Raw genomic sequence first — 26,548 nt, 5'->3', positions numbered from 1 at the left:
CTCATCTCCGAGCGGCCGGCGCGGGACCTTCAGGGTCCCGCGCCGGTGGCGCTTTGCGTCCCGGGGCGCCGGCCCCAGGTCCGGGGAGCGAGCGGGTGCAGGCCGCCGCGACGCAGGCGGTCAGCGCCAGGACGGCCAGCGCCGCCGTCGCCCCGCCCGGCCCCCTCTCGAACGACCAGCTCACGGCGATGCCGCCGGCGAACGCGAGCAGGCCGGAGAGGAACGTCTGCACGCCCAGGTAGGCCCCGAAACGCTCCGGCGGGGCGAGCCTGGCGATCGTCTGGAACACCGCCGGCTGCAGCAGGCCGTCGGCGAGCCCGTGCAGCACGGCCACCACCACCAGCCCCGCCAGCCCGCCGCCCGCGCCGGTGGCCAGCAGCAGATGGCCGCCCGCGGCGAGCAACAGCCCCGCGCGCAGCACGCGGGGCCGGTCGGCGCGGCCGGGCACCGCGCACCACGGCTGCACCGCCGCCGACACCATGGCCAGCACGCAGGAGAACACGGTCACCGCCCCCGCGTCCACGCCGCCGAGCGGCACCAGCACCGCCGGCTGGTCCGTCAGCAGCATCACGGGCGCCGACACGGCGGCGAACCAGACGAAGACCCGGTCGCGCAGCACCGTCCGCACGCCGGAGGCGACCCCGCTCATGGCTGCGGGGCCCATGGCTGCGGGGCTTATGGCTGCGGGGCTTATGGCTGCGGGGCGCGGGACGTGGCGCAGCAGAGAGAACAGGAACGCCGCGAAGAGCCACAGCGCGGCCGCCGTCAGCGCCACCAGCCAGTAGCCGGCGTTCAGCAGCACCAGCCCGAGTACCGGGCCGAGCACCGCCGCCACCTGCAACGTCATCGTGTACGCGGCGAATCCGCGGGCCCGCCGCCGTTCGGCGAGCCCGGCCAGCAGCGCCTGCGCCGCCGGATGGAACAGCGCCCCGCCCGTCCCCAGCAACACCGCCGCGACGACCAGCCAGGGCAGCGCGGGCGTGCTGCCCAGCAGCACGAACCCGGCCGCGCGCAGCAGGCACGCGAGGACTCCCGTCCGCACCGGGCCGAGCACGTCCACCAGCGCGCCGACCGGCAGGGAGAGCGTGTGCTGCACCAGGTTGCGCAGCGCCAGCACCAGGCCGATCGTCCCGGCGGCCAGTCCCAGGTCGTCCCTGAGATGGATGACGACGTGCGCCATCGCCGCGAAGTAGCCCAGCGAGATGGCCGCCTGAATGGCGACGACCACGGCGACCGTGTGACGGTCGCCGTGGCCGGAGGGGGAGGACGCGGTCACGCGGAGGGCAGGACGTTCAGCCGGTGCAGCAGTTCACGCGCGAGCGGGGCGCGCTTGGCGGCGTCGCCGTCCTTGGCGATGTCCATGTTCAGCGCGAAGGCGTACACGCGTCCGCCGCGCTCGACCCACCCGGCCCACCAGCCCGTGCCGGTGCCGGGGGCGTTCTGCCAGCCCGACTTGGCGTACAGCGCGTACCCGTCCTTCTTCTCCTGGAGGATCAGGTCGCGGACGGTGCGCTGGTGCTCGCGCGAGGCGGGCAGCCGCCCGGCGGCCAGCCGCCGCATGAACCCGGCCTGCTCCACCGCGGAGATCTTCAGCGGGCCGTCCAGCCAGAACCGGTCCACCACCGTTCCGACCTGCCGGTTGCCGTAGCCCAGGCGGTGCAGCCACTGCCGTTCGCGCTGCAGGCCCACGCGGCGGGCGATCACCTGGAACGCCGCCGCGTTCGAGACGCGGACGGCCTCCCGCATGCTCATGTCCTGCTCCCACTCGGGGAACGGCTGCGGCGTGCCGTCCCAGGGGATCACCTCGTCGGGGCTCTTGACCGCGCCCGTCTCCAGCGCGACCAGCGCGTGCGGCACCTTGAAGCTGGAGGCGGGCACCATCGGCGTCCCGGCGCGCCGCCGGTCCACCACGGTCGTCTTCCTGGACGTCACGTCGAGCAGCGCGAACGTGCCGCGTACGCCCGCCGTGTCGAACACCGCGCGCAGGTCGTCGCGCACGACCGCGCCCGGCCCGGCCTCATTGGCCGCCGCGACGATGGCGCCGCTCGGGGTGCCGGCGTACGCGGGGCTGCCGAGCAGGGTGAGCGAGGCGAGCACGGCGGCGCACAGGACCTGGGGGAACGCTTTCTTCATGCGCAGAGAACATCACAGGACATCGTTACTGTCCAATATTGATATTGACGGAAGACCGATATGTGAATCGGTATCACCGCAGGTCTCCGCCGGCTCCGGCAACCCGCCACGGACGTTGTCGTGCGCGTTCTGGGCGGTGTTCGCGCTGGGCGTCGGGTTCTGGTATTTCTGACAGGCCGAGGACTGGTACGGCCGCGGCTGAGACGAACGTCCCATTCCCTGGAGGAGAGCCCATGAGTGCGCCCGCCGAGGGCCGTCCGGTCCGCCAGCTCCGGCTGGTGGTGGAGGCCGAGGACTACGAGGCCGCGGTGGCGTTCTACCGCGACGTGCTGGGCCTGCCGGAGCAGGCCGCGTTCTCCGGCGGGGACGGCGCGGAGGTGGTGATCCTGGACGCCGGGCGCGCCACCCTGGAGATCGCGAACCCCGCGCAGAAGAAGATGATCGACGACGTCGAGGTGGGCCGCCAGGTGGCGCCGAAGATCCGGGTGGCGTTCGAGGTGGACGACGCGCGCGGCACCACCGAGCGGCTCGTGTCGGCCGGTGCGCGGGAAGTGGCGCCGCCCACCGTGACGCCCTGGCAGTCGCTCAACGCCCGGCTGGACGCGCCCGCGGGCCTGCACATCACGGTCTTCCAGGAGCTGCGCACCCTTGAGGAGCGCGAGGCGCTCGAAGGCTTCGGCACGGACGGTGACCGGCGGCCCGAGGTCTGACCCTGACGGGGCACCACGTGACGGGGCGTCGACGATCGTGAAGTCGGCGCCCCTTGCCATGGGCGGCGTGCCCTCCGCCGTTCCCCGCGCCACGTCCTGAGTGACGCGGAAACGACCGTGAACACTTCCACCCCTTTCGACAAGACACAGGTGACATCTCGAAGGGGGTTCAGTGCCGAAAATAGATGATCTATGGTGACCGACACGTCACCGTTGGTGGTGGACTCCGAGATCATCACCAGTTCCCTTGATGATCCGGAGCAGTTCGCCACCCTGTTCGACCGCTACGCCGCGATGCTCTACAGGTACATCTCCTTCCGGCTCGGACCGGAGCTCGCCGACGACCTCGTCGGAGAGACGTTCCTGATCGCGTTCCGCAGGCGTGCGGCGTACGACATCTCCTATCGCGAGGCCCGGCCCTGGCTGCTGGGCATCGCGACCAAGCTCATCACCGCCCATCGCCGGACCGAGGTCAGCCGCTACCGGGCGCTGGAGCGGCAGGGCCCGGCGCGGCCGGTCGAGGGGCCGGAAGAGGCGATCACGCGTGATCTGACCGCGCAAGGGTCGCGGACGGACCTGCTGAACGCGCTCGCGCAGCTGTCGCGAGGCGACCGGGACGTCCTGCTTCTGGTCGCCTGGAGCGACATGACCTACGAGGAGGCGGCCCGCGCGCTGGGCATCCCGGTCGGCACGGTCAAGTCACGACTCAACCGGGCCCGGCGCAAGGTTCGCCGCACCCTGGGCGAAATCAACCCGTTGGAGGAGCACGATCATGGATGAACTGAAGACGCTCATCAAGGAGCTGGAGCACGAGCCCCCCGCCTCCCTGGCGCGGCAACGGCAGCGGCTCATCCGCGAGGCGGCCGCGGCGCCACGTGACCGGAGCTGGAGAGGGCTGCTCTCCTTCGACCGGCACGCGCGGCGGCCGTTCCTGAGCGGGCGGCGGCTCGCGGTGGGCGCTGTCGTGGCGGCGGCCGTCGCGGCGGGCGTGGCCGTGCCCTCCCTGCTCGGCTCGGCCCAGCCGGCGTACGCGCTGGCGAAGAACCAGGACGGATCGATCAACCTCAAGATCTACGAGTTCCGGGACCCCGAGCGCATCGAGAAGGAGCTGGCGGCGTGGGGGGTGACGGCCGACATCACCTACCTGCCCCTCGGCAAGCGCTGCGGAAACGACCGCGCGCCCGCCCTGGCGGGCGACGACTTCGGCGCGACCGAGAAGGAGCTGCTGAGCGACGATGCCGCCACGCGGGCCCGGGTCCGGGAGAGGCTGGAGAAGTCGCCCTCTTTCCAGGCGATCCGCCCTGAGGACGGCATCACCATCTACCCCCGCCACATCAAGCCGGGCCAGATCGCGATGATCGAGGTCATGGAGAACCCGGTCACGCCCACGGCGGAGCGTCCCGGGGCCGCCTGGCAGTTCAGCGGGCGGCTGACGACCGGGCCCGTTGAGCCGTGCGACGTCGTGGCGGACCCCTCGGCCGGCGACATCGGCGACGCCACGCCACCGCCCGGCAACTGATCCGCGCCCCCGCGCCGCGAGGTCCGGGCGAAACCGGGCGGCGCGGGGGCCTGCCCACCCGTGGGGCGGGCGACCCGGCCAAGACATGAGGCCGCGCCGGTTCCGCCCCGCTGGTTCCGTCCCGCTGGTTCCGTCCCGCTGGTTCCGCTCCGCTGGTTCCGCTCCGCTGGTCACGCCCGGCCCCCGCCGCGCGGGCGCGCCGTCGCTAGCGCCTGGTGTCCACGTTGCCGGTCAAGGTGTTGAGGATGCCGGGCAGTTCGGCCACGGTCGCGGCGGGCAGCCCCCGCACGGTCTCCTCCGCCAGCGCGCACCAGAGCTGCTTGACCTGCTCGGCCAGGGCCTTGCCGCTGTCGGTGAGCTCGACGATGCTCGCGCGCCTGTCGGAGGGGGCGGGCGCGCGGCGGATGTGGCCGCCGGCTTCGAGCTTGCGGGTCATGAGCGTCACGCTGGGCGGCTCGCAACCGAGCGCCTCGCTGAGCTGGGCCTGGATCATCGGGCCGTGCCGGGCGAGTTCGAGCAGCAGCGCCTCCTGGCCGGGGTGCAGGCCGAGCGGGGCCAGCAGTGATGCGGCCCTGGCCCGGTGGCGCAGGCTCAACAGGCGGATGGCCTGGTTGATGGCGTCGGCGTGCTCGAAGTCCATGGGCGCTCCTTGACATATTGGTTATGCGCATAATTATTATGCGCATAACCAATGTTACCCGACATCGAGGAGCCGGGCATGACCGTGAAGGTCGCCGTCATCTACTACAGCGCGACAGGCGCGGTGCACGCACTCGCGCGGGCCGTCGCCGAGGGTGCCGCCTCCGCCGGGGCCGAGGTGCGGCTGCGCCGCGTCGCCGAGCTGGCGCCCGACAGCGCGATCGACCAGAACCCGCTGTGGCGGCAGCACGCCGATGCCGCCGGGGCGATCCCCGAGGCCTCGATCGACGACCTGGCGTGGGCCGACGCGTTCGCGTTCGGGACGCCGACGCGGTTCGGCGCTCCTGCCGCGCAGCTCAAGCAGTTCATCGACCAGGCCGGCGGGTTGTGGCACGAAGGCGGCCTGGCCGACAAGCCGGTCACGGCCTTCACCTCGGCGTTCAACCGGCACGGCGGCAGCGAGGCCACGATCCTGTCGCTGGGCAACGTCTTCTACCACTGGGGAGCCCTGATCGTGCCGCCCGGATTCACCGATCCGGCCGTGTACGCCGCCGGCGGCAATCCCTACGGCACGTCGCACGTGACCGGCCCGGCCGGAGAGGGCCCGGACCTCGCGGTGCTGGAAGCGGCCAGGTACCAGGGGCGGCGGCTGGCCCGGATCACCATCCGGCTGCTGGGAGGCGGGCCCGTCACCGATGCCGCCGCGGACAGCGGGGGCGTCCGCGAAGCCCTGGCCGTGCCGGCCTCCCGGACCGCGTGAGCGACGGGACGGCACGGGGGACGTCATGACGACCGACATCGCGACGCGGCGGCCCGGGCCGCACACCGGGCCCGCCTGGCTGGTCCTGGCGCTGGCGTGCGCCTGCCAGTTCATGGTGATCCTGGACTCGTCCATCGTGAACGTGGCCCTGCCCTCGGTGTGCGAGGACCTCGGCTTCACGGCCACCGGCCTGGCCTGGGTGGTGAACGGCTACCTGCTCACCTTCGGCGGCCTGATGCTGCTGGGCGGCCGCGCCGCCGACCTGTACGGCCCGCGCCGGACGCTGGTCGCCGGGATGATCGTGTTCTCCGCGTCGAGCCTGGCCGGCGGCCTGGCGACCGCTCCGGAGGTCCTGGTGGCGGCCCGCCTCGCGCAGGGCGCCGGAGCCGCCATGATGGCCCCGGCCACGCTGGCCGTGATCAACACCTCCTTCACCGATCCGGGCGCGCGGGCCAGGGCGTTCGGCGCGTGGTCCGCCGCGGGTGGCGTGGGCGGGCTGGTCGGCGCGGTCGCGGGCGGCGCCATCACCACCGGCCTGTCGTGGCGGTGGGTCTTCCTCATCAACGTGCCCATCGGCGCGGTGCTGATCGCCGCGGCCATGATGTCGCTGGCCGGCACGCGAGCCGGCCGGCGGGGGTCGCTCGACCTCGCGGGCGCGGTCACGGGGACGGCGGGGCCGGCCGCGCTGATCTACGGGGTCATGCAGAGCGCCGATCACGGCTGGTCGTCCGGGCCGGTCCTCGTGCCGGTCGTGGCGGGCCTGGTCCTGCTCGCCGTCTTCATCGTGGTGGAGGCGCGCTTCGCCGCCCAGCCGATGGTGCCCCTGCGGCTGTTCAGGATCCGGGGGGTGGCGGTCGCCAACGGCCTCCTGCTGATGTTCGGCGGGATCACCATCGCGATGTGGTACTTCACCTCGCTCTTCCTGCAGAACGTCCTCGGCGGCAGCGCGCTGGAGGCAGGGCTCGGGCAGACGCCCGCGGCGGTGATGTTCATGGTGGTCGCGCGCTGGGCCGCCGCCCTGCTGCCGCGCACCGGCGTGCGGCCGCTGCTGCTGTCCGGCGGCGCCTGCTTCCTGGCCGGATTCGGCTGGCTCTCCCTGGCCGACGCCGGCAGCGGCTACGTCACCGGCGTGCTCGGGCCCACCCTGCTCGTCGCGGCCGGCATCGGGCTGACCTTTCCCACCCTCATGGCCGCGGCGACCGCCGACGTTCCCGGGAGCGATACGGGGATCGCCGGCGGCCTGGCCCAGACCGCCGGCCAGGTGGGCGGGTCGATCGGCCTGGCGGTGCTCGCGACGGCCGCCGGCGCCAGAGCCGCATCGGAGACCGGCGAAGGCTCCCCGCCGGCGGCCGCGCTCGCCGCCGGCTACGAGCTGGTCTTCCTCATGGCGGCCGGACTCGGCCTGGCCATCGCCGTCGTCAGCATGCTGCTGCCCCGGCACCGGCGAGGGCGGGCCGCCGTCGGGGCCGGGGCCGGGGTTGTGGCTGACTCGCCAGCGGTGGACGGCTCCGTCGACGGTGATGAGCCGTGAGCTCTTCTTCGGCATTGACACAGACGCCTCCAAGCGCTGCTCGGCATGGTCGTTCCCGGGCCGGGCCGGTCCCGCCGCAACTCCCAGCGGATGCGCTTTGTCGCCATATGTGAATATCTGTACGGCGCTCGGCCGGCTTTCCGCCGCCGGGACGCTGCCAGACTGGCCGGCGACAGGGGGCTGACATGGGGGTGTGGGTTCACGTCCGGGGATGGCTGGAGTTCCACCACGACAGCCAGAGACGCGCGTTCGAGCGCATCCTCGGCGAAGCGCCGGACCCCGGCTGGGCCTTCCCCCGGGGCGGCTGGCTCGATGCCGCCTGCTACGCGCGGGCGGTCCGCGAGCGACACGTCGACGAGTTGCTCGGCGTGATCCGGCAGGCCGCCGCGCTGCCGGCCGCCGACGCGGACGGCGACCGCGTGGCCGGGCTCTTCCTCGTGTCCCACGACATGCACGGCCGGACCGAGTGGCAGGTGCACGACGGCCGGGTGCACATCGTCCCCGCCGACGAGCGCCACGACTACCTCGACCGCTGAGGCGGCCGCCGGAGAATGCCGCCACGCACGGCCGGGCGCCTATCTGCGCGTGATCGAGCCCGGTGAGATCCGCGCCGCCGATCCGCCGGGCTCACCCGCGGCGAAGGGGGCCGGCGCTCACCGGGCGCGCGCCGCGGTGACCACCGCGGGCACGATGGCCAGCGCCAGGAGGCCGCCGCCGACGGCGAGGAGCGGGTAGCCCGCGCCGGCGACGACGAGGCCCGAGGCCATGCCTCCGGTGGCGCCGGCGACGGAGATGGAGACGTCGGCCCAGCCCTGGATCTTCGCGCGGACGGCCGGCGGGGCGGCGTCGGTGATGATCGCGGTGCCGGCGACCAGGCCGAAGTTCCAGCCCAGCCCCAGCAGGGCGAGGGCGGCCGCGAACGCGGCGACGGAGTCGTCGGGAGCGGCGGCGGCGACGATTCCGGCGGCCAGGAGGACCGGCCCGGAGGCGGCGGCGATCACGAGGCGGCCGTAGCGGTCGACGAGCCAGCCGGTCAGGGGCGAGGGCAGGTACATCGCACCGATGTGGATGGCGATGACGAGGCCGGAGGCGGCGGTGCCGTGGCCGTGGCCGTGCATGTGAACGGGGGTCATGGTCATGATGGCGACCATGACCAGCTGGGTGAGCGTCATGACCAGCACGCCGGCCGGCATCCCGGGGCGGCGCCTCCCGGCCGCCGGACGCGGGCGGCCATCGGCGTCGTCCGGCCGCGTGCGCGGGGCGGCGGTGGTTTCGGCCTCCAGGGCGCGGGCCAGCAGCAGCGGGTCGGGGCGCAGCCAGACGGCCAGGACCAGAGCGGCCAGCGCGTAGGCGGCGCCGGCGAGGAGGAACGGCCCGGCCAGGAGGGGGATGCCGAGCAGGCGGGCGAGGTCGCCGGCGGGTGCGGCGAGGGTCGGACCGGCCACGCCGCCCAGGGTGGTGGCGACCAGCACGGTGGACACGGCGCGGGCCCGGTGCGCGGGGGCGGCCAGATCGGCGCCGGCGTAGCGGGCCAGCAGGTTGGTGGCCATGCCGGCGCCGTAGACGAACAGCGCGAGAAGGAGCAGTGGCGGGTTGCCGGCGACGGCGGCGGCGATGACACCCGCGCTGCCGGCAGCACCGGCCAGGTACCCGGCGGCCAGGCCGGGGCGGCGGCCGCGGGTTTGGGACAGGCGCCCGACGGCGACGGCCGCGAGCGCGGAACCGGCGGTGCCCACGGCGCTGGGCAGACCGGCGAGGCCGGTGGAGCCGAACACGTCCTGCGCGAGCAGGGCGCCGACGGTCACGCCGGCCGCCAGGCCGAGGCCGCTGAGGACCTGAGCGGCCACCAGGACGATCAGGGAGCGGCGCTGGGCCTGAAGGCGCGGGACGCCGCCGATCCGGGCAGGCGCGTTCGTGGTCACGAGAGAGCTCTTTCAACGGGGGATGAGCTTCAACGGGATGAGCTTCAACGGGGGGAGCGGGCCGGACGCCGCCGGCGGCGTGGTCAGCCGCGGTGGCCCAGGTCCAGGCGGTCGGCCAGCCCGGCCTCGGTGAAGGCGGCCACCAGCTCGTCACGGCCCTCGGTGAAGTGGGCCCAGCTGTCGTAGTGGACGGGGACCACCCGGCGGGCGCCGAGGATCCTGGTGGCCTCGGCGGCCTGCGCGCTGTCGAGGACGATCGGCTCGCCGCCGAACAGGACGCTGAATCGAGGGGCTCCGGCGAAAAGGAGGGCGGTGTCCACCGGGCCGAATCGATCGGCGATCTGCCTGACCAGGTCCAGCGAGGCGTTGTCGCCGCTGACGTAGACCGTGGGCAGGCCCTCGCCGGTCAGGACGAACCCGACGACCTCGCCCGTGATCGGTTCGACCTCCTGGCGCGGGCCGGGCCCGTGAAGGGCGGGCACGCCCGTGACGGTGATCGTGCCGCCGCCGGGGCGGTCCAGCTCGATCGGCTCCCAGTCGGCCAGCCCCTTGGCCCCCTTCCCCAGGCGCCGCCCGCCGCCGGGCGTGGTGAGCGTGAGCGGGACGTCGGCGAGCAGCGCCCGGCCGGAGTGGTCGAGGTTGTCGGGATGCTCGTCATGGGAGAGCAGGACCACGTCGATGCGGCCGAGGTCGGCCGGTGCCGCCGAGGCGGGAGCCGTCTTGGTCAGCATGCCACCCGGTACGTGGTAGTCACCGGGAGCGTCGAAGGTCGGGTCGGTCAGGAAGCGCAGGCCACCGTACTCGAAAAGGGCGGTCGGGCCGCCGAAGACGCGAACGGGGAGCTGCTCGGTGGGCATGGCGAAGCCGGTCATCCAGGCACCTCACGGATGAGAAATGATTTATCCGTGATGAACGTAGCGGTGTCTCACGGACCAGCGCAAGCCGTACCATGAGAGTCATGAGCGAGCCCCCGATCGCCGAGTCTGTGCTGCCGCCCGCGCCCGGGGCGGCGGAATACCTCGCCCTCGACTTCGTCAACAGCGCCATCGCGCTGCCGGGAGGGCAGTTCATCGATCTCCTCGGCACCCCCGGAGGGACGAATCGCTGGCTCACCGAGCGCGGCCTCGCTCCGGCCGGCGCCGGGGTGCAGGAGATGTGCGCGGCGCAGCTGCGCTCGCTGCGCGAACACGTCAGGGCGTTGTTCGCCGCCCGTGTCGCCGGGCTGCCCGCCCTGCCCGCGGCCCTGTCCGCCGTCAATGACGCGATGAGCAGGACCTCCACGGCCGCCCTGCTGTACTGGGACGAGAAGCACGGCCCCTACCGCGCGACGCCGTGCCCCACCAACGAGATCCTCGACCACGCTCTGGCGACGCTCGCGGCCAACACGGCCGACCTGCTCACCGGCCCCGACGCCGAACGCCTCACCGCCTGCGGGTCCGCCCCCTGCAACCGCTACCTGCTGCGTCACGGCCGCCGCCACTGGTGCTCCATCCGGTGCGGCGACCGCGCCCGCGCCGCCCGCGCCTACGCCCGCCGCACCCGGCCGAAGCCCGTCGGCACATGACGGCGCATGACGGCGCATGACGGCGCCGCCGTGCGGCTCCGGGCCGGGCCGTGGCCCACGGGCCGGCCGCCCGAGGGTGGCCGGCCCGTGGGATCTCCACGGGCGGGTCGTCGTGGCCCCGGCGGTGGCGTCAACGTTCCGCGTGACGCCGGAGGCGCCGCAGGGAAGGGAAGGCGTGCCGGGACCTTCCGCGACCGGGGTGGTCGCGGAAGCCGGACCTCTGGGTCAGGCCGCCTCGCCCTCGCCGAGCGGCGCGTTGCCGTCGACGAGCTCGCAGGGAGCGACGGGGCCGTCGGAAACCCGCGCCCAGATCGCCGCGATGACGTCACCGGGCTGGGGATCGTCGTTCACGCCGAACTCCAGCACGCCGGTCTGGCCCGGCTTGATCTGCGACGGGTCGATCTCGAAGCCGGGGGTGTCCTCGACGGGCGGGAACACGGCGAGGGGGGCCTGCTCCTTCGTCAGCCAGTTCGAGCCGCGCGGCCGGGTGGCGCACTTCTTGCCCGCCGGCAGGTAGTCGACGACGATGTTGTAGCCCATCCGCCGCAGCTCGGCCTCCAGCCCCTTGGGGTCCTTGGCCTCGTTGATGGTGATGGACACGGTGCCGTCCGCGTTCTTGGACACGGCGTGGGCGGGCGTGCCGCCGAACAGCAGCGGGAAGGCCACCGCGGCCGCGGCGGCCAGGCCCAGGGCGGGGGCCAGCACCGAGGGGCGCAGCAGCCTGCGACGCTGCTTCGCGGGGGTGGGCTCGTCCTGAATCGCGGTCATCACGAACTCCTTGAGTAGTTGATGACGGCCCTCAGGAAAGTCCCGCTTCTCGGGGAAAATGCTCATGGATGCTCCTTGACGGACCGGACCACGGTGCCGCGGTCACTGTCTCCTGTCACGGGGGACAGGGCGAGTTCCAGCTTTTTGCGCGCCCGGGACAACCGGGACCGCACGGTGCCGATCGGGATGCCGAGCGCCTCGGCCGCCTCGGCATAGTCCAGCCCGGCTCCGGCGCACAGCAGCAACACGTCCCGCTCGTGCTTGCGCAACCGCCCGATCGCCGTACGCACCTCCTGCAGCCGCTGCTCGTCGGCGAGCCGCCCGACCACCTCGTCGGCGAAATCCGGGACGGGCGGGATGCGGGGCATCCTGGCCAGGGCCTCCCGGTGCAGCCGTCTGGCCCGTCGCAGGTTGCGGCCCACATTGGTGGCCACGCCCAGGAGCCAAGGGCGCAGCGAGCCGCCGTCCGGGTCGAGCCGTTCCCGTAACCGCCACACCTCCATGAACGTCAGCGACACCACGTCCTCGGCCACCGACCAGTCACCGACCACCCAGTAGGCATGGTTGTACACACTCGTGGCGTACTCGTCGAAAAGCTCGCCCAAGGCCTCTTGGTCGCCGTCCCGTAGGCGGGCACGCATCTTCTTCTCCACAGGCACTACTGTCGCGAGGGCGCCGGCGAGTTCCCTGTGTGGACCCTTTTCTTGCACATCGCCCCGGTGGCGCGCGGGGTTCAGGCCAGGGCGGCGGCGAGACGCGACGCGAGCCTCGCGACCGCGGCGCGCAGCTCCGGCCCGCCCTCGACGCGGAAGGGGAACGGCACGTTCGGCAGCCACTCCTGCGCGTACATCGCCGGATTGCTCGTGCTGCCGACGAGCACACACCCCTCTCCCGACGGTTCGAGCCGCCCCATCGCCGGCCGGATCCAGGGCGCCACCTCGGCGAGGGGAGCGTCGAACACGACGCGGGTGGCGAACTCCCATCCGGTGCCCAGGTTCTCCTCCAGCACCGCCACCGGGTCGAGGTCGCCGGGCGGTTCGAACGCGCGCGTGCTCCGCCGGACCTGGCGGACGCGGTCGACCCGGTAGGTGCGGATGGCGTCCGCGCGGTGGGAGTGGCACAGCAGGTACCAGCGCCCGTGGCGGACGACGACCGCCCAGGGGTCCACCTCGGCCTCCCACTCGTCGCCGGACTCGCTCCGGTAGGCGACCACCACGCGCCGCCGGTCCGCGATGGCGGACACGAGCGCGCTGGTGACGGCGGGGTCCGGACGGGCCGAGAACCGGTCGGGCACCGCCGACGCGTGCTCGCGCAGCGTCGCCGCTTGCCGTCCGACATTCTCCGGCAGAGCCCGGATGACCTTGCCCAGCGCGGCGCCGACGAGGTCTCCGGCGTCGGCTGCCCCCGGCCGGCCGTCGAGCACCGCCATGACCAGGCCAAGCGCCTCGGGCTCGGTGAAGGTCACGGGAGGCAGTCGTGTCCCGTGCCCGAGCCGGTATCCACCGTAGGGGCCGCGGGCCGACTCGACGGGGATGCCCGCCTCGCGGAGGATCCCGACGTACCGGCGCGCGGCCCGCTCCGTGACACCCAGACGGGCGGCGAGCTCGCCGGCCGTCACGCCAGGGCGGGCCTGGAGGATCTCCATGGCGCGCAGAGCTCGTGCGGTGGGACTGAGATCGGTCGGCACACGCGCACCTTAGGAGGTCACGGGCAGAACAGGAAGTAGAACGTCCGGAATCGGTCCTAGTCTGACGTCCTGACCGAGTTCGGCGGGACAGGACCTCGCCGGAAATGTGCTGAAGGAGAACCGATCTTGGACATCCTGCTCATCGCCGGCCTGTGGCTCGACGGATCCGCGTGGGACGACGCCGTGCCCGCCCTGGAGGCGCTCGGCCACCGCCCCGTGCCGGTCGCCCTGCCCGGGCAGGGTGACGGATCCGCCTCGGCCACCCTCGACGACCAGGTGGCAGCAGTGCTCGCCGCCGTGGACTCGGCGTCGGGAAAGCCCATGCTGGTGGGGCATTCCGCCGCGTGCACCCTGGCCTGGCTGGCCGCCGACGCGCGCCCGGAACGGATCGCCAAGGTCGCGTTCGTCGGCGGCTTCCCGGCCGCCGGTGGGCAGCCCTACGCCGACTTCTTCGAGGTGAAGGACGGCGTCATGCCCTTCCCCGGCTGGGCTCCGTTCGACGGGCCGGACTCCGCCGACCTCGGCGAGGAGGCCAGGCGGGACTTCGCGTCCGCGGCGATCCCCGTCCCGGCCGGGGTGACGAAGGGCGTGGTGCGCCTGACGGACGAGCGGCGGTTCGACGTCCCCGTCCTCGTCGTGTGCCCCGAGTTCACCCCTGCCCAGGCTCAGGAGTGGATAGCCGCCGGTGACGTGCCGGAGCTGGCCAGAGTCAAGCACCTTGATCTTGTGGACCTCGACTCGGGCCACTGGCCCATGATCACCAAGCCGGCCGAGCTCGCCCGGCTCCTGGCCGCGGCGGCTCCCGAGGCGTGACCCGGCCGGCGGGTCCAGCTCGTGGACGGCGATGCCGAGGCCGGCGACGAAGCGGGCGTCGCCGCCCGGCGAGCCGCTGCCGGCGCGGGCCCTAGTTCTTCGCGGGGTTCACCGAGTCGAACGACGTGCCCACGGCGACGTTGTCGTGGAAGATCACCCGGCTCCCGACGAGGGTCGGTGCGGTGTTCCACGCGGGCTTGTAGAGCCCCCACTTCAGATAGCCCATGGTCCCGGGGTCGTCGTTGAAGGTGTTCGCCCCGGCGGCGCTCACGACCCTACCCAGCCGGTAATTCCGGGGTATCACATTCGTCGCCTTCCGTACGTAGGGGAGCGCGACCGTAACAAGGGGTGGTATGTCCCGGGCATGCCGCCTAGAGCATGTTCCTGATCGGCCACGGCATATCCGGAACGGGCTGTTCGAGTAGCCCGTCCACGTCCTCCTGGGTCAGCAGGCGCGACTCCAGGAGGGTTTCGAAACAGCCGCGCCAGTCATGCCGAGCTTCGGCGTGCCGTCCCAGGGCGTGCTGGGTCTGGGCGGACCACCAGGCGGTCACGGCGTAGCCGGTGCGGTAGCCGGCTTCGCGCATGAGCGTCAGCGCCACCCGGTAGGTGTCGGCAGCCTCGGTGAGACGGCCGGCGTGCATGAGGGCGCGGGCCAAGGTCGCGCGGGACACCCCGTCCCCGTACCGGATGCCGACGCCGTCCCAGGCCGAGACGGCCGCGTGGGCCTGCTCGATGGCCTCGTCGAACCGGCCCTGGCGGTAGAGCACGTGCACCCCGTTGTTGAGGACGGCGCCCCGGGCATAGCGATCTCCGGCCTTCTCGGCGAGCTCCAGAGCCTGTGCCAGGTTGTCGGCGGCGCGGTCGAGTCGCCCGATCATGGTGTGGACGACGCCGAGTTTGTTCAAGGACCCCATCTTCCGATGGGGCAGGGCGGTCTTGTCCCAGCACGCCACGGCTCGTTCCAGGTGGTCGATCGCCTGCTCGTAGCGTCCCTGGTCGCGGTAGACCCAGCCCAGGAAGCTCTCCACCTGCGCCTGCCCGGCCCAGTCGCCGCACCGCGCGGCCGTCTCGGCCGCGTTGCGGTGGACGTCGGCCAGGTGCGTGACCCAGCCGCGGTAGTTGAACGGCCAGTGCAACCCGATCGCCAGCCCGACGGCGGTGCCCGGATCCGCGGCCTGACGGGCCACGGCCAGCAGGTTGTCACGCTCGGCCTCGGTCCATGCGCCGGCTTCCCGCGCGTCGGCGAGCGCGACGCCGGGCTGCTCGGCCGCGTAGGCGGGCTCCTCGATCCGGACATGCACCAGCCCTGTGGCGGTGTTGGCCGTGGCCAGGTAATGGTGGAGCCCGCGGCGGAGTGCGGCCGCGGGCTCCGCCGTGGGCAGTTCGCGGGCGTACAACCGGATCAGGTCGTGAAAGCGATACCGGCCATGCCCCGCGGACTCCAGCAGCCGGGCGTCGAGGAGCCGTTCGAGAGCCGCCTCCGCTCGTGCCTCGGGCCAGTCGGCCAGGGCCGCCGTCGCGGCCGGGGTGTGGGTCGGCGTGTCGAGCAGGCCGAGGAGCGGCAGGACGTGCGCGGCGTCCTGGCCGCTCGGCTCTTCGCTCAGGTGGCGGTGGCTGACCGCGATGCCGGCGCGTATGGCCAGGTCGGCGTACTCCAGCGTGTCCAGGCGGCGGGTGGCGTCGGTGAGCCGGTCGGCGAGGGAGGACAGCGTCCAGTCGGGGCGGGCGGCCAGACGCGCCGCCGCGATGCGGAGGGCGAGGGGCAGACCCCCGCAGAGCCGGACGATCCGCTCGGCGGCCTCCGGCTCTGCGTGGACCCGGCCGGGGCCGGCGATGCGGGCCAGCAGCGCGGTGGCGTCGGACGGGTCGAGCCCGGGCAGGTTCAGCCGGCTCGCTCCGTCGATCGAGGTGAGAACCTGCCGGCTCGTGATGACGACCGCGCACCTCGGCCCGGCGGGAATGAGCGGGCGGACCTGGCGGCTGTCGAGGGCATTGTCGAGGATGATCAGCACGTTCCGTGCCGACGTCAAGGATCGGTAGCGGGCCGCGGCCTCGCCGGCCGTGGCCGGGATGGCGGAGCCGTCCAGCCCGAGCGAGCGCAGCAGCCGGCCGAGCGCCTCGATCGGCGACAGCGGCCGGAGGCCGTCGGTGGCGCCTTGCAGGTCGATGTAGAGGACACCGTCGGTGAACCGGTCGGCCAGGTCGTGGGCGACGTGTACGGCCAGGGCCGACTTGCCGATGCCGCCGGGTCCGTCGATCACGGCGATGGCAGGCCCGGCGGCGCAGCCGAGCGCGGCGCGCAGGTGGTCGATCTCCGTGGCGCGGGCGGTGAAGGCCCGGGTGCCGGGGGGCAGTTCGGCCGGAACGTACGGCTCGTTGACCGTGACCTGCTGGGCCGGGGTGGTCAGGTCGAGGGCGGGGTCCTTGGCCAGGATGGCCTGGTGCAGGCGGCACAGCTCGGCGCCGGGTTCGATGCCGAGTTCGGTGATCATGATCTTGCGGGTGTCCTGGTAGACGGCGAGCGCCTCGGACGGGCGGCCGGCGCGGTGCAGGGCCAGCATGAGCTGGGCGGCGGGGCGTTCGCGCAGGGGATGGGCCCGTACGTGTGCGGCCAGGTCGGCCGCCACCGCGTGGTGGTCACCGGCGGCGAGGCGGAGATCGGCGTGGTCTTCCAGGACGGTGCGGTGTTCTTCTTCCAGCCGGGTGGCCTCGATGCGGGCCCAGGGGTAGGTCAGTCCGGCCAGGGGGTCGCCGCGCCATAACCGCAGGGCGGTGCGGAAGAGGGCGTCCGCGGTCGCGCGGCCCCGTTGCGCCTGGGCGACGCGGGCGCGTTTGACCAAGCGGGCGAACCGGTGGGCGTCGATGTGGTCGGGTTCGAGCGCGAGCCGGTAGCCGCCGGGCGTGGTCTGGATGATCTCTTCGGTGGTGTGCGGTCCGAGGATTTCGCGGAGCTTGGAGATCACGATGTGGAGCTGCTTGCCCATGGTCGCCGCGGAGCTGTCCCCCCAGATGTCGGCGAGAAGCCGCTCGCCGGGTACGGCCTGCCCGGTGCTCAGGGCGAGCCTGGCCAGCACGCCGATGCGGCGGTGCCCGGCGAGCCGGACCGGTTCTTCGCCGGCCAGGACCTGCCACGGGCCGAGGAATCTGATCTCCAGCGCCATGTGAAGCGCTCACGCCCTTCAAGGGGTAGGCAATGTGACGAGATGATCGGGCTCATGCACGGCAATGACGGATGTTATCCTGACCGGCTCCTGGTGGTCAGCCATGCGTGACCGGCGCCGGCGCTGAGGCTCGGCATACCGCGGATATACCGGCGATCCGTAGGGTCGGCTTGTCCGTAAGGAGCGACTCTTGAGGACCGGGATGAGCACGCGCGCCCGCTGGACCACCGCCGTCGTGAGCGGCCTGGCCGCGGCGGCTGCCGGACGCACTACAGCCGGGGCATGAAGCCGCAGAGCGGTTTCCCTCACTGTATTGAGAACTCGACCGTAATCGATCAGAACCTCGAATGACGCTCAGGTGTCCGCGCCGGCGCCCGAACCTCGCTCGATGCACCTTCCGGCCCAGACCGCTATCAGCAACCGCTTCCTGGAGGCTCCATGTACTTACGCAGAGGCATGATCGTCTCGCTGTCCGCGCTCATGCTCGTGACGTCGTACGTCACCGCAGCGTCGGCCACCCAGCCCGCCCCCGGCTTCGAGCCCCCGCCGCGGGCGCCCGGTGAGGTCTCCTTGGAGGTTCAGGAGGCGGCCAATGAGCTTCAAGCGCTGGCCGAGGCGTCTCCCGAGCAGTACACCGGGGTCCGCGTCACCGGGCCGGACGCCGTGACCGTGGTCTTACCCTCGGGGCCCGAGTTCGAGCAGCGTTCGGCGGCCGTGCGCGGTGCGGCGACCAGGGCGGCGCGGAAGCGGCCGGTGTCCGTGCAGGTCATGCCGGGCGCCCGCAGCCTCGCCGACGCCAAGCGCACCCAGGCCGAGATCGGGGAGCTCATCAGAGCCCGCACGTATCAGGACAAGGTCATCGGGGTGGGCCTCGATCCCACGAGCGGAGCCGCGGTCGCCTACGCGACCGACGACTCGGACGCCGCCAGGATCGATCTCAGACGACGCTTCGGCGACGCGGTCGTGTTCCGGCTGGCCGGCCCGACGCAATTCACCGAGCGCGACCGCACGCGGGACACCGCGCCCCACTACGGCGGGGCCTCCTACCGCATGTGGAATCCGGAGCACACCGGACACCGCTCCAGCTGCACGACCGCGTTCCCCGTGGTCAAGGACGGCATCCGGCACATGCTGACGGCAGGGCACTGCCTGCCGGGCGCGACCACCTGGCCGAGGGCGTGGGCATCCGCCTTCACCAGCGCCACGCCGCCCTCGACGAGCTACTATTTCGGCGCCCGGGTCACCACCACGATCGGCGGGCAACTCGGCAGCCCCACTGACGGGACCCAGGACCTGTACGGAGACTTCGCTCTCCTGCAGGGCTCCTCCTACGTCAACGCCGTCTACAACTGCGCCAACACCTCAGGCAGCTGCTCGCACCTGCTGGTCGGCGCTGTGAGCTGGTCGACACCCGCGAACGGGACCTCGGTCTGCACCAGCGGCGGCACCACGGGGCAGACCTGCCGGCTGATCGTGACCGACGCGAGCTGGGAGGGCTATGTCGAGGGCATCTACTTCCGGCACCTGGCGTGGGTGAACTCCGACCAGGACAACGACGGGTTGTACGACTGCACAACCACCCAGCACGGAGACTCGGGCGGCGCCGTCTACCAGGGCATCAGCGGGAGCTCCATGGTGCGCGCGATGGGCATCATCACCGCCAGGGGCGAGTGCAACTCCTTGTACACCAAGCTGTCCGGAGTGAAGGCCTGGAACTCGTCCATCACCATGCCTTTGCACTGACGGCCGCAGGACGTGGCGGCGATACCGAGGACGGGGATCCCTGGTATCGCCGGCCAGGTCGAAGAGCTGCTCGCGGCCGTCCGAGCTGCGGCGGACCCGGGCGGCGCCGGGGTCCGGGGCGGTGGTCCGCGCCGAGGCGTCGGCCGCCTCACGTTCGTCGAGACGACCACCGTTCACCGCGGGCTCACCGCGACGCTGACGCCGACGCCGCGGGACCACGCCTCGGCCCTGGTCACGCCGCCCGCGGCCGGCGGAGGGGGCGCAGGGCCTCGCCCCAGGCGATCACCTGATCCAGCATCGCGGTCAGGGCGTCCTCCTGCTGAGCGGCGGGCTGGAACACGCTGAAGTTCTCGAAGTCGGTCACCAGGGACAGCTCGACCTGAGCGCGTACGTCCGCGACCTGGAGCTCGCCCATCACCAGCCGCAGGTGCTCCACGGCGCGACCGCCCCCGCCGACGCCGTAGCTGACGAACCCGGCCGCCTTGTCGTTCCACTCGGCGTAGAGAAAGTCGATCGCGTTCTTCAGCACTCCGGACGTCGAGTGGTTGTACTCCGGCGTCACGAACACGTACGCGTCGAATGAGGCGATCTTCTCGGCCCACTTCCGGGTGTGCGGCAGGCCGTACCGGCCGGTCGCCGCCGGCATCGCCTCGTCCAGGTGCGGCAGCGGGTAGTCCTTGAGGTCCACCAGCTCGAACTCGGCGTCGGCGCGTTCGGCCGCGAGGTCGTGCACCCAGCGGCCCACGGCCTCCCCGTTGCGTCCCGGACGCGTGCTTCCGATGATCACGGCTACCTTGAGCATCAAGAGTCCCCTTTCGGATGGTCGTTCGGTCCAGGTTGCCTACGACGCCCGCGGGTCGCCCCCGACGTTGTCGATCATCCTGCGCAGCACCTTCAGCGTGGTCACGTAGTCGGCGTCGTCGATGCCGTCGTGGATGCGGGCCCGGATCGCGGGCCCCTGCTCCTTGATGCGCGCGTGTCCCCGCCTGCCCGCCTCCGTGATCCACAGCCGCTGGCCGGCGTCCCGGGTCACGAGGCCGCGATCGAGGAGGTCTGCGGCGGCCGACTCCAGATCGTCGTCGTCATGGAGGTAGGCCCGCATCCTGTCGGTCAGCTCCGCGAGGGTCAGCCCCTGCCCGTCGGTCGACAGGTCGCCCGCTGACAGGTTGCGCAGCAGCCAGAACTGGGGCTGAGTCAGGCCCAGGGCGCTCATCTCACCGCGGATGTAGCCGATGATCACCCGGTGGGCGGCTCCGGCCCAGTAGCCGATCGGCTGGGCGGCCAGTTCCGCGTCGGTGTTCTTCATGACGTTCGTCCTCTCGTTCGTTGCTGAGCAAGAGGTTAGGAAAGCGCCGGGTCGTCCCGAATCCGTGACGCCACGGTAGTCACCACTGGAAGCCCGCGAGCTCGCCGCGCGAACCGATGCCGAGTTTGGGATAGGCCTTGTAGAGGTGGTACTCGACGGTCCTGTGGCTGAGGAACAGCTGCGCGGCGATGTCGCGGTTGCTGAGCCCGGCCGCGGCCAGCCGGACGATCTGCAGCTCCTGCGGGGTCAACCGGCTCAGCGCGGCCGCGCCGGCGGTGGCCGCCGGCGCGACGTCTCCCGACGCGCGCAGCTCGGCGCGGGCGCGCTCGGCCCACGGTACGGCGTCCAGCCGCTCGAAGATCTCCAAGGCCGAGCGCAGCGGCGTCCGGGCATCCGAGCGGCGCCGGCCCCGGCGCAGCCATTCGCCGTACAGCAGCTCGGTACGCGCGCGCTGGAAGGGCCGTCCGCCCTTCTCGTGCAGGCGCACGGCCTGCGCGTACAGCTCTCCCGCGGGCTCGGGGGGAGCGAGCAGCGCGCGGCAGCGCAGCGCGACGGCCGACGCCCACGGCCTGTCGCCCGCCCGCGCCCACGCCAGGAACCGGGCCAGCGGCTCCCCGGCCTGTTCCGGCGCCCCGGCGCGGACGGCGGCCTCGACCAGGTCGGGGACGGCGAACAGGGCGGCGGCGGTGTGCCCGGCGGGTTCGCACACGGCCTGCTCCAGCCGGTGCAATGCCTGCTCGTACCGTCCCAGGGCGAGGTCGAGCAGGCCCAGGGCGCCGTGCGCGGACGCCGCCACCTCCGCCACGCCCCCGGAAGGCCCGGCGCCGTCGATCGCCGCCATGGCCGACGCGCGGCAGCCGTCCTCGTCGCCGTGGACGGCCGCGATCCGGGCGGTGACCACGGCGAGCGCGCCGAGCCCATGGCTCTGCCCGGTGTCGCGGGCGAAGGTGCGGGCCTCGGCGACCGTGGCGGCGGCGTCGTGCTGCATCCCGGCCATGGCCTGTGCCTGTGCCAGGATCCGCAGGCTCGCGGGCAGGACTCCCGCCTGCCCGCGTTCCCTGGCGCGGACCACGTCGGCGGTGGCCAGTTCCAGCGCCGCCTCGTCGTCACCGAGCAGCAGCGCGAGGTCGCCGGCCAGGAGCCGCACGTAGAGGCTGCCGGGCGGCCGGGCGCGTACCTTCGCCACGAAATGCCGCAGCACGGGCAGCGCCCGCTCGTAGTCGCCGTCGGCGAGTGCGCCGAGTACGGCGACCGCGCCCGTGGCCGGTTCGTCCCCGGCGCGGGAGGCCAGCGTGGCGGCGAGATCGGCCGCCTGGCGCACCTCGGCGTACTCGCCCGAGGGCCAGGCGCTGCCGGCCGCGACGACCAGCAGGGACAGCGCGAGCTCCGGGGCGTCACCGGCGATGGGCGCGGCGTTGTCGATCAGTAGCCGGGCGGCGCCGCGCGGCGTGCCCCGCTGCGTCGCCACGCTCGCCTTGACCAGGGCCAGCCCGGCGCGCAGCCGCCGGTCCCCGGTCAGCTCGGCCGCGCGCTCGGCCAGCGCGGCGGCCTGCTCGACCTGGCCCGACGTGATCGCCGACTGTGCGGCGAGCGTGGTGCGCCTGGCCCGGTCCGCCGGGCCGGGGCTGAGCCGGGCGGCCTGCTCGTAGGCGGACACCGCCGCCGCGGGTGCGCCGCGCTGCCGTGCGCGCTCGGCGGCCCGCTCCAGTTCGAGAGCGACGCTCTCGTCGGGCGTGGTGGCGGCCGCGGCGAGATGCCAGATCCTGCGGTCCCCGTCCACGACGGCCGCGAGCGCCTCGTGGACGCTCAACCGGGTGGTGAGCGCGGCGCTCTGGTAAGCCGTCGAGCGGATCAGGGGATGGCGGAAGGCGACCGTGTCGCCCGCGATGAGCAGCAAGCCGGCCTGGACGGCGGCGTCGAGGTCTTCGGCCGATCCGCCCAGGAGGCGCGCCGCCCGCAACACGGTGCCGAGGTCGCCCGTCCCTTCGGCGGCCGCGATCGTCAGGACGAGTCCGGCGGTGCGGGGCAGGCCGCCGATCCGGCCGCCGAACGTCGCCAGCACGCGTTCGGTGACGGGCAGCACCGGCAGCGCGGCCGGTGGCTCCGCCCGTCCCGCGCGCTGGTCGGCGCTGAGCCCGGAGGCCAGCTCGATCAGCGCCAGCGGGTTGCCCGCCGACTCCTCGACGACGCGCTCGCGCAGCGCCGGCGACAGCTCGGGGACGCGCTCGGTGAGCAGCCGGTGGGCGGCCTGGCGTTCCAGCGCGCCCAGCGTCAGCTCGGGCAGGCCGGAGGTTTCGAGCCCGTCCCTGGCCGCGAACGCCATCGAGACGCCCTCGGCCTCGACACGTCGCGCGACGAACAGCAGCGTCTCGGCCGAGGCCGCGTCGAGCCAGTGGGCGTCGTCGATCAGGCACAGCACCGGCCGCTCCTCGGCCAGGTCGGACAGCAGGGTGAGCACGGCGAGGCCGACCAGGAACCGCTCCCTGCCCGCGGCCTCCGCCAGGCCGAGCGCGCCGCGCAGCGACGCCGCCTGAGCGGCGGGCAGTCCGTCCAGCCGGTCCACGACCGGGCGCAGCAGCCGCTGCAGGGCGGCGAACGGCAGCGCCGTCTCGACCTCCACGCCCGTGACCCGCAGCACCCGCACGTCGCCGGCGTCGTGCGCGACCTGGTCGAGCAGGGCGGTCTTCCCCACGCCGGCCATGCCGCGCACCACCAGGACGCCGCTGCGGCCCGACCTCGCCAGCGTCGTCAGCCGCGCCAGCTCGGCACGCTCGGCTTCGCGCCCCCACAACCCGCCCATGGGCGACGGCCGGACCATCAGCAAGACACCCCGCTTCGCGGATCGGATTCTGCCCGAACAGGGCGGAGCTGCGGCATCGGCCCAGGTTACTCGGGGCCCTTGCCACGGGCGTGGCGGGATGCGTAACTGGCGACCATGAGCATCGATCATGTACCTGTGGACCCCGGGTGGCCCGGACGTCTGGTGATCGAGCGGCACGCGGAGTCGGGCGCGTGGATCGTCCTGGCGATCCACGCTGCCGTGCGCGGACGCTTCGACGGCGGCACCCGGATGCGGCACTACGCCACGCTCGCCGAGGCGGTCACTGACGCCAAGCGCCTGGCCGAGGCGATGACCGACAAGTGGGCGGTGCACCGGATCCCCTGCGGCGGCGCCAAGGCCGTGCTGATGGTGCCGCGGGAGCCGCTGCCCGCCGCGGCGAGGCAATCGCTGCTGCGCGCCTACGGCGAGCTGATCGCCGACTGGCGCGGCGCGTTCACCACCGGCGGCGACATCGGCGTCGGCCCGGACGACCTCGACGTGGTGGCCGAGGCGGCGGGCGGCCCCTGGGTGTACGGCGGCAACCGCCGGGTCATCGGCGCCGGCGACAGCGGCGTCATCACCGCCGAGGGCCTCGCCTCCGCCATGCGCGCCACCGCCGCCAGGCTGACCGGGCGGCCGGACCTGGCGGGGCTGCGGGTGGCGGTGCAGGGCGCGGGCAAGGTCGGCGGCCACCTGGCCGGCCTCCTGCTGAACGCCGGGGCGCACGTCACGGTGGCCGACGAGCGGCCCGAGGCGGCCGCGGCGCTCGAAGGGGCCGGCGCCGTGCCGCCGGCCGAGATCCTGGGCGCCGAGTGCGACATCCTCGCGCCCTGCGCGACGGGCGGGGTGCTGAACGCCGCCGCCATCGCGCGCCTGCGCTGCCGGGCCGTGGTGGGCGGGGCCAACAACCAGCTCGCCACCCACGACGACGCCCGGCGGCTGGCCGGGGCGGGCGTGCTGTTCGCGCCCGACTTCCTGGTCAACGCGGGCGGCGCCATGGCCGATCTGGGCATGACCGAGCTCGGCTGGAGCAGGCAGGAGGCGTTGCGCCGGGTCCGCGCGCTCGGCCACACCCTGGATCAGGTGTACCGGCAGGCCGAGACGGACGGCGTGACCCCGTGGGAGGCGGCACGCGAGCGGGCGCGGCTGTTCCTGGAGGAGTCCCGGCGTGCCCGCCCGTGACGGTGAGCTTCCGGCGTGCCCGCCCGTGACGGTGAGCTTCCGGCGGGCCCGCCCGTGACGGCGAGCTCCCGGCGGGGATCGCGGCGCGGCGGGGGAGCCGATCATTTCGCTGATCTCGTCCGGGGTGCGGGCGGACCTGCCGGGGCGCTCCTTCCGGCGGGGTCAGGAGAGCTTGCGGCCGAGGAAGTCGCGGATCAGCGCGGCGATCTCGACGCCGTGCGTCTCCAGGGCGAAGTGACCGGCGTCCAGCAGGTGGATCTCGGCGTCGGGCAGGTCCCTGGCGTACGCCCGGGCGCCGTCCGCGCCGAAGATCTCGTCGTTCTGCCCCCAGGCGACCAGGACGGGCGGCCGGTGGGTGCGGAAGTACTCCTGGAAGGCCGGGTAGCCGTCGAGGTTGAACTGGTAGTCCCAGAACAGCTGGAGCTGGATCTCCTTGTTGCCCGGCCGGTCCAGGTACGCCTGGTCGAGCACCCAGGTGTCGGGGCTGACCCGCTCCAGCAGGCCGGCGGGCACGCCGTGGGTGTGCTGCCAGCGGGTGGCCTCCAGGGTCAGCAGCTCGCGCACCGCCGGCTCGTGGGTGGCGCGGTCCTTGGCGTGGGCGAACAGCACCTCCCAGAACGGGGTGAAGCCCTCCATGTAGGCGTTGCCGCTCTGGCTGATGATGGCGCTCACCCGTTCGGGGTGGCGGCTGGCGATGCGCAGGCCGATGGGCGCGCCGTAGTCGTGGATGTAGAGGGCGAACCTGTCGACGCCGAGCCGGTCGAGCAGGTCGAGGGTGATCTCGGTGAGCTTGTCGAAGCTGTAGCCGAACTCCTCGACGGACGGCGCCGCCGACTGGCCGAAGCCGACGTGGTCGGGGGCGATCAGGTGGTAGGAGCCGGCCAGGTCGGCCATCAGGTCACGGAACATGGCCGAGCTGCTGGGGAAGCCGTGCAGCAGCACCAGCGTGGGGTTGGCCGGGTCTCCGGCCTCCCGGTAGAAGATCGGCAGGCCCTGGACCTCGACGGTGGCGTGGCGAATCATGGGTGTTGCTCCTGTCTTTCGTTGGTGGGTGAGACCAGCGCCGCGGCGGCGACGCTGAGCAGCAGGCCGAGGGTGAAGTAGGCGCGATAGCCGCCGGACAGGGCGTGCAGCCCGGTGGCGACGACCAGCCCCGCGGCGGCCGAGAGCTGGTGGACGAGCCAGCCGGGGGCCAGCGTGCGGCCCATCCGGGAGGCGTCGAGACCCCGGGAGACCACGGCCATGGTCAGCGGGATCACCGGGAACGACGCGACGCCGAACAGCGCCGCGCCCGCGACCAGCGCGGCGGGGTCGGTCACGACGGCCACTGTCGCCAGCGAGAGAGCCCGCACCAGGTGCAGGATCCGCAGCAGCGTCTCGGGCCGGCGCCGGCGCAGCAGCCGGGCCGTGACCGCCGAGGTGATCCCGGCGGCCACCGCGGCGACCGCGACCAGCCGGCCCGCGTCGACGGCCGTCCAGCCCAGTTCCACGGCGTGCTTGGGCAGCAGCAGGACCATCACGTACAAGGTGGCCGAGTGCAGCCCGAAGGAGACCAGGATCCGCGCCCGCCCCCGCAGGCTTTCCCGGCCGGCCGCCGAGGCCTGGAAGCGGTCCCTGGGCAGCACCGCCGCCAGCACCGCGGTGACCGCGAGCGCCGCCGCGCCGAGCAGCGCATACGTGGCACGGACGCCGACCGGCTCGAAGAGGCTGGTCGCGGCCCACGGCACCAGCAGCTGCCCCAGGTTGATGCCGGTCGAGGCGCGAGCCAGCGAGGGCCCGGCCCGCTCGCCGCGGATGCGCCCGACGAGGGTGGTGAGCGCCAGGCTGGAGGAGGCGGCGAAGCCGATCCCGCCCAGCACCAGGTAGGCGGCGACGAACTGCCAGGTCTGCTGGACCACCGCCAGGGCCAGGTAACTGGCCGCCATGAACAGCAGCCCGGCCAGCAGCACCGCCCGGGCGCCGACGCGGTCCAGCAGCCGGCCGATGACCGGCTGCAGCAGCCCGGTCAGCGCGGTGCTCAGCGCCGCGGCCACGGCCAGGGCGGTGGCGTCCACCCCGTACGCGGCGGCGGCCGGGGCGAAGAAGACGCCCGCGGAGAAGTTCAGCCCGAACGAGACCGTCATCGCCGCCAGCCCGGACCACGCCACCCGATCACCGGCCGGACGCGTCCCGGCGGTCCGGCCGGTGGCGTTCTCCGGCTGGATGAGGGGGAGCTTGGACATGGGGTCTCGCTTCCAAGATTCTTACGGAACCTGTGCGAGACGGATCATCTATGACCGTGTTGCT

25 protein-coding genes are annotated in these 26,548 nt (G+C 73.3%); 10 read left to right on the top strand and 15 right to left on the bottom strand.

The genetic code is table 11. The annotated features are described in order from the left end of the window. Position 1: 1 nt before the first annotated feature. A complete protein-coding gene (locus IO39_RS51270; protein WP_052423790.1) occupies positions 2-1,276 on the bottom strand; it encodes an MFS transporter in 1,275 nt (424 codons plus the stop codon). Further along, positions 1,273-2,133 carry a class D beta-lactamase gene (gene blaOXA, locus IO39_RS35730; RefSeq protein ID WP_043633094.1) on the bottom strand — a complete coding sequence of 287 codons (861 nt, stop codon included), beginning with the start codon at positions 2,131-2,133 and terminating at the stop codon, positions 1,273-1,275. The genes IO39_RS51270 and blaOXA overlap by 4 nt, the downstream gene beginning before the upstream one ends. 233 nt (positions 2,134-2,366) lie before the next feature. On the opposite strand from blaOXA, the gene IO39_RS35725 reads away from it, so the two are divergent. The 3 genes from IO39_RS35725 to IO39_RS35715 all read left to right on the top strand — a co-directional run bounded on the left by IO39_RS35725 (position 2,367) and on the right by IO39_RS35715 (position 4,362). Beyond that, positions 2,367-2,843: a VOC family protein gene (locus IO39_RS35725; RefSeq protein ID WP_043633091.1), complete on the top strand. Its 477-nt coding sequence runs from the start codon at positions 2,367-2,369 to the stop codon at positions 2,841-2,843. A gap of 195 nt (positions 2,844-3,038) precedes the next feature. Beyond that, complete coding sequence (locus IO39_RS35720; protein WP_245642482.1) at positions 3,039-3,623, top strand: RNA polymerase sigma factor; 585 nt, start codon at positions 3,039-3,041, stop codon at positions 3,621-3,623. After that, on the top strand, positions 3,616-4,362 hold the full coding sequence (locus tag IO39_RS35715; protein ID WP_043633085.1) for a hypothetical protein: 747 nt from the start codon (positions 3,616-3,618) through the stop codon (positions 4,360-4,362). The genes IO39_RS35720 and IO39_RS35715 overlap by 8 nt, the downstream gene beginning before the upstream one ends. A gap of 205 nt (positions 4,363-4,567) precedes the next feature. Here IO39_RS35715 and IO39_RS35710 read toward each other — a convergent pair whose 3' ends face one another. Beyond that, positions 4,568-5,002, bottom strand: coding sequence for a MarR family winged helix-turn-helix transcriptional regulator (locus tag IO39_RS35710; protein WP_043633081.1), 435 nt, complete (start codon positions 5,000-5,002; stop codon positions 4,568-4,570). A gap of 78 nt (positions 5,003-5,080) precedes the next feature. Between IO39_RS35710 and wrbA the strand changes: the two genes are divergently transcribed. The 3 genes from wrbA to IO39_RS35695 all read left to right on the top strand — a co-directional run bounded on the left by wrbA (position 5,081) and on the right by IO39_RS35695 (position 7,828). Then, positions 5,081-5,761, top strand: coding sequence for an NAD(P)H:quinone oxidoreductase (wrbA, locus tag IO39_RS35705; RefSeq protein ID WP_043633075.1), 681 nt, complete (start codon positions 5,081-5,083; stop codon positions 5,759-5,761). A 25-nt stretch (positions 5,762-5,786) separates the two neighbouring features. Beyond that, positions 5,787-7,292 (top strand): MFS transporter, encoded by a 1,506-nt coding sequence (locus tag IO39_RS35700; protein ID WP_084774039.1) that lies wholly within the window; start codon positions 5,787-5,789, stop codon positions 7,290-7,292. Between the two features lie 185 nt (positions 7,293-7,477). Further along, positions 7,478-7,828, top strand: coding sequence for a hypothetical protein (locus IO39_RS35695; RefSeq protein WP_043633072.1), 351 nt, complete (start codon positions 7,478-7,480; stop codon positions 7,826-7,828). Positions 7,829-7,945: 117 nt separating this feature from the next. Here IO39_RS35695 and IO39_RS35690 read toward each other — a convergent pair whose 3' ends face one another. Both IO39_RS35690 and IO39_RS35685 read right to left on the bottom strand, forming a co-directional pair. Then, the gene (locus tag IO39_RS35690) at positions 7,946-9,214 is read right to left on the bottom strand and encodes an MFS transporter (RefSeq protein WP_043633068.1); all 1,269 of its coding nucleotides are present in this window, start codon (positions 9,212-9,214) and stop codon (positions 7,946-7,948) included. Positions 9,215-9,297: 83 nt separating this feature from the next. Then, positions 9,298-10,086 carry an MBL fold metallo-hydrolase gene (locus tag IO39_RS35685; protein WP_043633066.1) on the bottom strand — a complete coding sequence of 263 codons (789 nt, stop codon included), beginning with the start codon at positions 10,084-10,086 and terminating at the stop codon, positions 9,298-9,300. An 86-nt stretch (positions 10,087-10,172) separates the two neighbouring features. On the opposite strand from IO39_RS35685, the gene IO39_RS35680 reads away from it, so the two are divergent. Continuing rightward, positions 10,173-10,778, top strand: coding sequence for a CGNR zinc finger domain-containing protein (locus IO39_RS35680; RefSeq protein WP_043633063.1), 606 nt, complete (start codon positions 10,173-10,175; stop codon positions 10,776-10,778). Positions 10,779-11,003: 225 nt separating this feature from the next. On the opposite strand, the gene IO39_RS51265 is transcribed toward IO39_RS35680, so the two are convergent. The 3 genes from IO39_RS51265 to IO39_RS35665 form a co-directional block, all read right to left on the bottom strand. Then, the gene (locus tag IO39_RS51265; RefSeq protein WP_157549333.1) at positions 11,004-11,612 is read right to left on the bottom strand and encodes a hypothetical protein; all 609 of its coding nucleotides are present in this window, start codon (positions 11,610-11,612) and stop codon (positions 11,004-11,006) included. Continuing rightward, the gene (locus IO39_RS35670) at positions 11,609-12,151 is read right to left on the bottom strand and encodes an RNA polymerase sigma factor (protein ID WP_245642481.1); all 543 of its coding nucleotides are present in this window, start codon (positions 12,149-12,151) and stop codon (positions 11,609-11,611) included. Before IO39_RS35670 ends, IO39_RS51265 begins: the two co-directional genes overlap by 4 nt. A gap of 128 nt (positions 12,152-12,279) precedes the next feature. Continuing rightward, positions 12,280-13,233, bottom strand: a complete 954-nt coding sequence (locus IO39_RS35665) for a helix-turn-helix transcriptional regulator (protein WP_043633060.1) — start codon at positions 13,231-13,233, stop codon at positions 12,280-12,282. 126 nt (positions 13,234-13,359) lie between these two features. Between IO39_RS35665 and IO39_RS35660 the strand changes: the two genes are divergently transcribed. Beyond that, the gene (locus tag IO39_RS35660) at positions 13,360-14,046 is read left to right on the top strand and encodes an alpha/beta fold hydrolase (RefSeq protein ID WP_043633056.1); all 687 of its coding nucleotides are present in this window, start codon (positions 13,360-13,362) and stop codon (positions 14,044-14,046) included. 91 nt (positions 14,047-14,137) lie between these two features. Here the strand turns inward: IO39_RS35660 and IO39_RS35655 are convergent, their stop codons facing one another. Continuing rightward, positions 14,138-14,317, bottom strand: a complete 180-nt coding sequence (locus IO39_RS35655; protein ID WP_043633053.1) for a hypothetical protein — start codon at positions 14,315-14,317, stop codon at positions 14,138-14,140. Positions 14,318-14,417: 100 nt separating this feature from the next. Continuing rightward, positions 14,418-17,210 (bottom strand): AfsR/SARP family transcriptional regulator, encoded by a 2,793-nt coding sequence (locus IO39_RS35650; RefSeq protein WP_052423788.1) that lies wholly within the window; start codon positions 17,208-17,210, stop codon positions 14,418-14,420. 438 nt (positions 17,211-17,648) lie between these two features. Here IO39_RS35650 and IO39_RS35645 point away from each other — a divergent pair, with 438 nt between their 5' ends. Continuing rightward, on the top strand, positions 17,649-18,953 hold the full coding sequence (locus IO39_RS35645) for a chymotrypsin family serine protease (protein ID WP_157549330.1): 1,305 nt from the start codon (positions 17,649-17,651) through the stop codon (positions 18,951-18,953). Between the two features lie 232 nt (positions 18,954-19,185). Here the strand turns inward: IO39_RS35645 and IO39_RS35640 are convergent, their stop codons facing one another. The 3 genes from IO39_RS35640 to IO39_RS35630 form a co-directional block, all read right to left on the bottom strand. After that, positions 19,186-19,755, bottom strand: a complete 570-nt coding sequence (locus IO39_RS35640) for an NADPH-dependent FMN reductase (protein WP_043633047.1) — start codon at positions 19,753-19,755, stop codon at positions 19,186-19,188. A gap of 39 nt (positions 19,756-19,794) precedes the next feature. After that, positions 19,795-20,259 carry a MarR family winged helix-turn-helix transcriptional regulator gene (locus IO39_RS35635; RefSeq protein ID WP_043633044.1) on the bottom strand — a complete coding sequence of 155 codons (465 nt, stop codon included), beginning with the start codon at positions 20,257-20,259 and terminating at the stop codon, positions 19,795-19,797. A gap of 79 nt (positions 20,260-20,338) precedes the next feature. Further along, on the bottom strand, positions 20,339-23,077 hold the full coding sequence (locus IO39_RS35630; protein WP_245642480.1) for a helix-turn-helix transcriptional regulator: 2,739 nt from the start codon (positions 23,075-23,077) through the stop codon (positions 20,339-20,341). A 138-nt stretch (positions 23,078-23,215) separates the two neighbouring features. Here IO39_RS35630 and IO39_RS35625 point away from each other — a divergent pair, with 138 nt between their 5' ends. Beyond that, positions 23,216-24,262, top strand: coding sequence for a Glu/Leu/Phe/Val dehydrogenase family protein (locus IO39_RS35625; protein WP_052423787.1), 1,047 nt, complete (start codon positions 23,216-23,218; stop codon positions 24,260-24,262). 162 nt (positions 24,263-24,424) lie between these two features. Here the strand turns inward: IO39_RS35625 and IO39_RS35620 are convergent, their stop codons facing one another. Together IO39_RS35620 and IO39_RS35615 are read right to left on the bottom strand one after the other, a co-directional pair. Then, the gene (locus tag IO39_RS35620; RefSeq protein WP_043633037.1) at positions 24,425-25,285 is read right to left on the bottom strand and encodes an alpha/beta fold hydrolase; all 861 of its coding nucleotides are present in this window, start codon (positions 25,283-25,285) and stop codon (positions 24,425-24,427) included. After that, complete coding sequence (locus IO39_RS35615) at positions 25,282-26,484, bottom strand: MFS transporter (protein ID WP_043633030.1); 1,203 nt, start codon at positions 26,482-26,484, stop codon at positions 25,282-25,284. Before IO39_RS35615 ends, IO39_RS35620 begins: the two co-directional genes overlap by 4 nt. Between the last annotated feature and the right edge of the window lie 64 nt (positions 26,485-26,548).

The sequence above is a fragment of the Nonomuraea candida genome (assembly GCF_000725485.1).
Classification (GTDB): domain Bacteria; phylum Actinomycetota; class Actinomycetes; order Streptosporangiales; family Streptosporangiaceae; genus Nonomuraea; species Nonomuraea candida.
Note: the sequence above shows the minus strand (reverse complement) of the source record. Positions and strands in the feature narration are given on the sequence as shown.